Annotated in this window: 1 protein-coding gene; it reads right to left on the bottom strand. The window is 35.1% G+C overall.

The features are described 5' to 3' along the window. Nucleotides 1–670, bottom strand: a 670-nt coding sequence (locus MSI_RS13565; protein ID WP_039925170.1) for a 6-hydroxymethylpterin diphosphokinase MptE-like protein, incomplete at both ends; no start/stop codon positions are given.

The raw sequence follows: 670 nt of genomic DNA, 5'->3' as shown, positions 1-670 counted from the left end.
GAGTTTATCTTATTACTGGAAAGCTGATAAAGACAATCAAGGTATGAACCTTTTGCATATGCTTTCTTTGTATAGGAAAAATCTGCTCCAAAGACCTTGAACTTTGTAAAACCAAGCTGTAGGGCAAGGTCAAAGGCTGTTATTGTTACAGTTCCGCTTCCAGAGTAAAGAGTTAATAAATCAAGTCCCTGTGAAGTTACTGCGTACTGGCCGAGAGGATGTCCGGAAATAAAGTAGCTAAGTCGATTTTTATTATCCAGAACTTTTTTTGCAGCTGTCGGATTACTTGAAAGATCAAAATAAAAGTCACTTTTACAATTATCCTTAAGTTCTCCTAAAAAATGATTGTAAGATACACATTGTCCGTCAAGACTTACGACTGCATTTGCAGTAATCGAGTACTTTTTTAATATGCTGAAGGCTGTATCTGTTGCAATAATGTAATAATCAGCTTTTTTTAATTCTTCAATATAATTATCAAGTGAAGGTCCCGCTGCAATTATTGCCGCAGTTTTATTCAGATTTAATTTTTTCTGGCAATTTGCAAGTGGTTTTTCTGAGTAAAGTTTAAGATTTGTCAGTATATTTTGCTGCCAGATTTTTCCAAAGTGGGCCTGTACAGAAAAATCTGCTGAAACTTTTTTAATAGCCCTCTGAATCTGCAGCTGAA

Source organism: Treponema sp. JC4, assembly GCF_000260795.1.
GTDB lineage: Bacteria > Spirochaetota > Spirochaetia > Treponematales > Treponemataceae > Treponema_D.
Note: the sequence above shows the minus strand (reverse complement) of the source record. Positions and strands in the feature narration are given on the sequence as shown.